The organism is Kitasatospora sp. NPDC059817, from assembly GCF_042731835.1.
Lineage (GTDB): Bacteria > Actinomycetota > Actinomycetes > Streptomycetales > Streptomycetaceae > Kitasatospora.
Window position 1 is genome coordinate 1 of the sequence record NZ_JBHWIR010000260.1, and the last position, 6,308, is coordinate 6,308.

General features: G+C 69.2%; 1 protein-coding gene. It reads right to left on the minus strand.

Annotation, left to right across the window (positions count from 1 at the left end):
- Positions 1-4,898: glycosyl hydrolase family 18 protein (locus ACFV61_RS32615; protein ID WP_380495605.1), on the minus strand; the 4,898-nt coding region annotated here is incomplete at its 3' end.
- Positions 4,899-6,308: the final 1,410 nt, after the last annotated feature.

A 6,308-nucleotide genomic window follows, 5' to 3' on the forward strand; every position in this document is an offset into this window, starting at 1 on the left:
GCGGTGCAGTACCACTGGGCGTAGCAGTAGTAGCCCTGGTACTTCACGAACGCGGCCGTCGAGGCGGCCGGGTCGCCGGTGAGGAGGTGGGTCTCCCGGACGGTGGCTCCGCCGGCGACCTCGATGTCGCTGCCGTTCGCGGAGCGGAGCTTGAACAGGCCGTTGTGCTTCGGCCCGCCGGGGGCCCCCTCACTGCCGTTGTCGGCGATCGGGACGAGCCGCCACTTCTGCTCGTTGCGTCCGTTGCACGCGAGCGAGGCGATGTCCTGCCGGGAGGCGGTGGCGGTCAGGCACCTGCCGCCGCCGGAGACGGTGTACAGGCCGCCGCCCGCGTCCTGGATCCGCCAGTACTGGTTGGGGTTCTGGTCGTTCAGCTCCACGAGGTGCGCGCGGGACTGGTCGGGGTTGTTGTCGATCATCATGGGCTTCCCGGTCTGGCTGTCGCCGTACTCGAACATCCAGCCCTTGTCGCCCTTGTCGTACATCCGCCACAGCCGGCCGCCGTCGGGCCGGTAGACCTGGCCCTGCTTCCAGTCCGGGGCCTGGCAGGAGCTGCCGGCCGCGGGGGCGGGCGGGGCCACCGTCCGCACGTCGCGGCGCTGGTCCCCGGTCGAGCCGTACTCCCGTCCGCCGATCCTGAACGTCACGTTGGACGGCCCGGTGACCGGCAGGTAGTACTTCAGGTCGATGTCCCGGGACTTGCCCGGCGCCAGGTCCTCGCAGTAGCCGAGGGTGAGGGTGAGCCGGTGGAAGTCCCCCTTGAGGCCGCCGGTGTTGGGGCCGGTGTGGCCGGGCACGAGGCCCTTCATCTCCTTGTAGTCGTTGTCCTTGACGATCGGCGGCATCGAGGTGGGCAGGTCGAGGGCGATCTCGGTGCCCTGGGCGAGGGTGACGCCGGAGTTGTTGGTGATCCGCAGCTTCGGCTGGACGGGGTAGAAGTCGTTCTCCCCGGTGGGGAAGTCCACCAGTTCGGCCTTCACGTCGATCACCTCGGCCGGCTGCGGCCGGCCGCCCGCCTTGGTGCTGCCGGCGGCGCCGGCGCCCTTGAAGGCGTTGTCGAGGCGGGTGGTCAGGTCGTAGCCCATGCCCCATTCCCCGCCCTGGCGCTGGGCGTAGTCGCCGGCGAGCTCCCAGATCATCGCGCCGCCGATGCCCTTGTCGACGATGTAGCGGGCCTTGGCGTCGATCGACTTCTCGTTCTCGGTGGAGAGGAACACCTTCTTGGCGTCGTTCCACAGCCAGGGCGACTGGAGCGCGTCCGAGTACTTCGGCGCGTAGGTGCCCGTCAGCTGCCCGGTCGGCAGGCCGGTGTCGACGCCGTAGGACCTCAGGTAGCCGGGGGTGCGGCCGTCCTGGAGGTTCTTGGTGTGCCACAGCGGGTTCGACCCGGCGCCGACCTCCCGGTCGTTCTCCAGGTCGTGCCAGAGGTTGTCGATGCCGACCGCGCCCCGCCCGCAGGACTGCGCGTTGGCGGGCCCGCGGCCGCCGGTGCCCAGCGGGCACTGCGCCTGGTCCGCCATCGCGGCCGTGCCCCAGAGCCCGTCGGTGCCGCCCTGGACGTCGCGCCAGCCGCGGGAGTAGTACGGGACGCCGAGGTTGATCCGGCCCGCCGGCAGGGCGCCGCGGTAGTAGTGGTAGGCCCAGTCGGTGTTGAAGTAGCCCTCCTTCTGGAAGTCCTTCGTGTTGGGTGCCTGGTCGTTGTAGATCCCGGCGTCGGCCAGTTCGTTGTCCTTCCCGTCGTCGTAGAGCGGGGCCTGCGGGCCGACGAACTTGTTCCAGGAGCCGTGCAGGTCGTAGGTCATGACGTTGACGTAGTCCTGGTACTGCAGCACCTGCCCGGCGTCCAGCCCGCGCACGAGGTAGCCGGAGGAGGAGCCGGCCGACGTCAACAGGTAGTAGCGGCCCTTGGCCGTGCCGGACTGGTCCAGCTTGGTCCGCAGGGTCTTCATCAGCGCGTTGTAGCCCTGCTGGAGGCCCTTGCGGCGCGGGTTGGAGACGTCCCAGTCCAGCGGATTGCCGGTGTTGGGCAGCGCCGTCGGGTACTCGTAGTCGATGTCGACGCCGTTGAACCCGTACTGGTCCAGGAAGGCGCTGACGGAGTCGGCGAACGCGTCGATGCCCGGCTGGTTCACCGAGCCGTCGGCGTTGGTGGTCATCGCGTAGAAGTTCCGGGTGCCCGCCCAGCCGCCGACCGAGATCAGCGTCTTCACCGCCGGGTGCTGCTTCTTGTACGTGTTCAGCAGGTTGAAGTGCCCCTTGTACGGGAGGGACGGATCCATGGCGTTCTTCTCGCCCGGCCAGCTCAGGCCGGTCGCCGGGTTGGCCGGGTCGTTCGGGTCGCCGATGCTGATCCGGTTGTCCTTGACGTCGGCGAACGCGTAGTTGACGTGCGTCACCTTCGACCAGGGGATGTTCGACGCCAGGTACTTCGGGTCGCCGTTCACGCCCGCGCGCCACCCGGTGAAGTAGCCCACCACACGCCGGGTCCGGTCGTTGCCGACCCACTCCCGGCCCGCGCCGTCGTACACGTCGCAGTACCGCGCCGCCACGCCCGGAGTGGGCGTCATGCCCTCGGGACGGCAGTCCCCCGAGGCGGCCGGCTTGGTGCCGCGCCCGTCCGGGGAGGCGTCGAACGGGTCGCCCGCGTCACCGCCGTCGGGCTGGCCCACCGGGCGGGCGGACAGCTGCCACTTCTGGGCGTCGGACCGGTTGCAGTCGTAGATCTGCAGCGGCCGGCCGGTGTCCGAGCCGGGGACGTCCAGGCACTTGCCCGAGTTCGGGTTCCGCAGCTCCTGGCGCGCCGAGTAGATCCACTTCTGGGCGGCGGACCCGTTGCACGCGTACAGCTGGACGGCCGTCCCGTTGTCGGCGCGCCCGGCGTCGACGTCCAGGCACTTGGCCAGGGCCTGCAGCGTGCCGTCGGCCGCGACCGTCCACGCCTGGCCGTCGGAGCCGGCGCAGTCCGCGAGCCGGATCGGGGTCCGGTCGTCCCGGCTGCCACCGCGCGGCTCGACGCACTTGCCGCCCAACCCGCGGATCGTACCCACCTGCGTGCCCGTCCCGGTCTCCCGGAACTTCCACCGCTGGGCCTGGTTGTTCGCGTCACAGGCCGTCACCGCGAGCGCGGCGCCCGCGGCGCCGGCGGTCAGACAGCCGCCGTCGGCACCGCTGACCAGGGTGTACCAGCCGGTGCCGGTGCCCTTCGGCTGCCACACCTGGTTGGCGTTGCCCTCCTGGGCCTGGATGAGGTGGGTGGTGTGCGGCCCCGGATCGTGGTCGACGACCATGTCGGGCTTCGCCGACGCGGCGATGCGCCAGTTCCCGCCGCCGAGCGAGCGCATCACCCACCGCTGGGCGCCGGAGCCGTTGGGCTCGTACGCCTGGACGCTCGTACCGGCGGCGGTGCTGCTGCCGCTGAGGTCCACGGCCATGCCGGTGGCCGAGCGCAGCTCCACCTGCTGGCCTTCACGCGGATCCGTGCCGGAGGCCGGGTCGCGGGGGGTGATGATTACGTCGCCGGGGTACTCGATGTTCCAGTACTGGGTCTCCTGGACACCCTTGGCGCAGAAGTCGTTGCTGACCCAGTTGAGGTCCCTGGAGCGGTTCCCCGGGTCCTGTGTGAGACACCTGCTGTTCTCGCCGATGGACAGTGCGACCCGGCCGTCGGCCGCCTTCGACACGTACCAGCCGGTCTCCTTGGGGCCGATGTTGGTCCAGTTGTTGTAGCGGTCCAGGTAGCGCCCGTCGTGCTGCACCGACTGCAACGAGATCTGCGAACCCACGTTGTGGAGCAGCCACCGCTGGCTGGCCTTCCCGCTGTCCGGGCGGGTGACGAGGTAGTCGTCGAACTTGTCGGTCTCGGTGTCCAGCACCTCCCCCGTCCGGGCGTTGCGCAGTCGGACGATGCCCTCACGCACCGCAGAGGTGTCCGGAGTGACCTTCATACCGTCGTTCGAACCGGCACAGTTGAAGATGTACCGATCGGAGCCGGACGCCGCCTTGCCGAACTCGGTCAGGCAGCGCGACAGTGCCTGCTGCCCGAACGCGTTGGGATGGATGGCCTCCTGGACGTCGCCCTGCTTCGCCGTCGCCCACTTCTCCCAGCCCGGAAGGTAGGGGACCCAGCGCACCCACTCGGCCTTGTCCGTCGGCAGTGGGGCGCCGTTGCTGTTCGCGCTCGTCGCCTGCTGCGCGGTGTTGGCGCACAGCTCGTGTCCGGCGAAGGCGTTCTGCACGTCCAGGAAGCGTGCCCCGGCCGTCCCGGCCGCCTGGCGCAGCATCTCGCTGATCCGGGGCACGACGGAGGTGTGGGCCCAGTCCGCGTCGACCTTGAGGAACGGGCACCCGCCCGTCACATAGCGGCTCCGGTCGCCCGTCCCGCCTTCCGAGGTCTGGCCCTCGCCGTAACGCAGTGCGTCCTTGCCGGGAAGCACGTTCGGGTAGGACTGGAGCACCAGCTCGTAGTTCGACTGTCGGGCCCGGAGCATCGTGGCTCGGACCGCGGTCAGCGTCTTGACGATCTCGGCCCGTACGGTGTTGAGCTTGCCCGCGAACTCGCCCTCCTTGGCCCGGGAGCAGGGCTGTTTCAGGGTGGCGTCGGCGACGAAGTAGGCCACCCCGCAGTTCGCAACGATGCCGCTGAAGTCCAGGTCGTTGCCGCCAATGGACACCACGACCAGGCGGATGTCGTAAACGGCGGCAAGGTCGGCCAGTTGCTCGACCTGTGGCTTCTGCCCCTTGAACCCGTCGGAGAGGATGTTCTTGGTCGTCGCCCCGGAGCAGGCGAGGTTGAAGCGTCGCTCCGGCGGCACGTCCGCGTACTCCGTCCCCTTGATCGGCGCCACGTCCGAGCGATCGCACCGGTTGCCGTTGAAGTCGTAGGACGTCGCGTCGTACACGCAGTCCTGCCCCGTCTGGCACCGCGACCGCCGGTCGGTCCCCCAGACGTCCCCCTCCTCCTTCGTGTTCGCGTTGCCCGCCCAGCGCCCGCCCTCGCCAGAGATGTAGCTGTCCCCCAGCGAGACGATCGCCTTGGGTTTGGACGGAGCGCAGTCCGCCGCAGACGTGGACCCGGCGGTGTCGGCACCGGCCTCGGAGGCCGGAGCCGACCTGGGTACGACCGGCGCCTGGGCGGGAGCGGGCGCGGGGACCGGAGGACCTGGTCGGTTGCAGACCTGACCCCGACCGCTCGGGTCGACGGCGAAGGAAACGGGGTAGTGGTCGGAGCTCTCCATATACGTGAGGCGGCGTGCCGCGTACTGATGGCCGGCTTGAAGCCCGTGGGCAACCATGTAGTCGTATTCCGACTCAGGGTTCGGTACCTTGTACGTCGGGAGTCCGGAGTCGATGATCTGAGTCCCGGGCCCGCCCAGCCCCAGCGGAAGTGTGTCGGGCTCCCGGTTGAAATCGCCCATCACTGTCCACGAGGCCGCCGGACCTGGGTACTTGTTCGCAACGGCCTGAACCAGGCCAGGGGCATCCGGGCCTCCTGGGGAGTCCGCGTGAATGTTGTAGAACCAAGCGTCATCGCGGCGGATACCGAACGCGGGGCGGGGATTGGCAACACCCCCCACCGCCGGAAGAACACCGACTGCGACTGCCTCCCGATCGCTGACCGTCACCAGCGCCCGGCCATTTCGAGGGGTTTCCAGGTAGTAGACGTAGTAGACACGGCCGTTCTGTGGGTGGGTCCACTGGTACGTGACGACGCGGAACGCGCCGTCTGCGTCGTCGTTCCACCCGGGCGTATCGGTGTCGAACCCCGGACGCACGAACTTCATGTCCGTCTGCACCATGCCGGGCGGCACGGTGTCGGGATGCTCCTGCAACGCGACCACGTGATACCGGTCCAGGAGGTGGGGCAGGTCGTCGGGGTTCGACCATTTCGCCGTGCCCCCGCGCATGTTCCAGGTCGCCACCGTGACATCTGTGATCGCGGCGGAGGCGGGAGGTGCGAACGTCGGGAGTGTCTGCGCGAGCACGGCGATCAGAGCGAGCACCAGGACGACAGCTACGCGCGCCGGGAAAGATCGCGTCATCGGCGACCTTTTTCCCAACTGTGAACGTATATGACGGTCAAGCATTCCGTTCCTCATATCTCACGGCGCCTCATCAGGAGACACCGGGTGTCGAGTGACGCTCGATCGAAGCAGTGGGCGGTATACGTCACGTCAACGCGGGGAGGAGCTCCGAGTAGGGCGCCCGCTCCCCACAGCAGCGGCCGGGCCGGCAGGTCGCGGCAGGCAGGCCCCGCCCCCGGGGCTCTAGTTGGTGTTGGTGGGGGTTGTTTGGGTTTTGGTTGGGGGTAG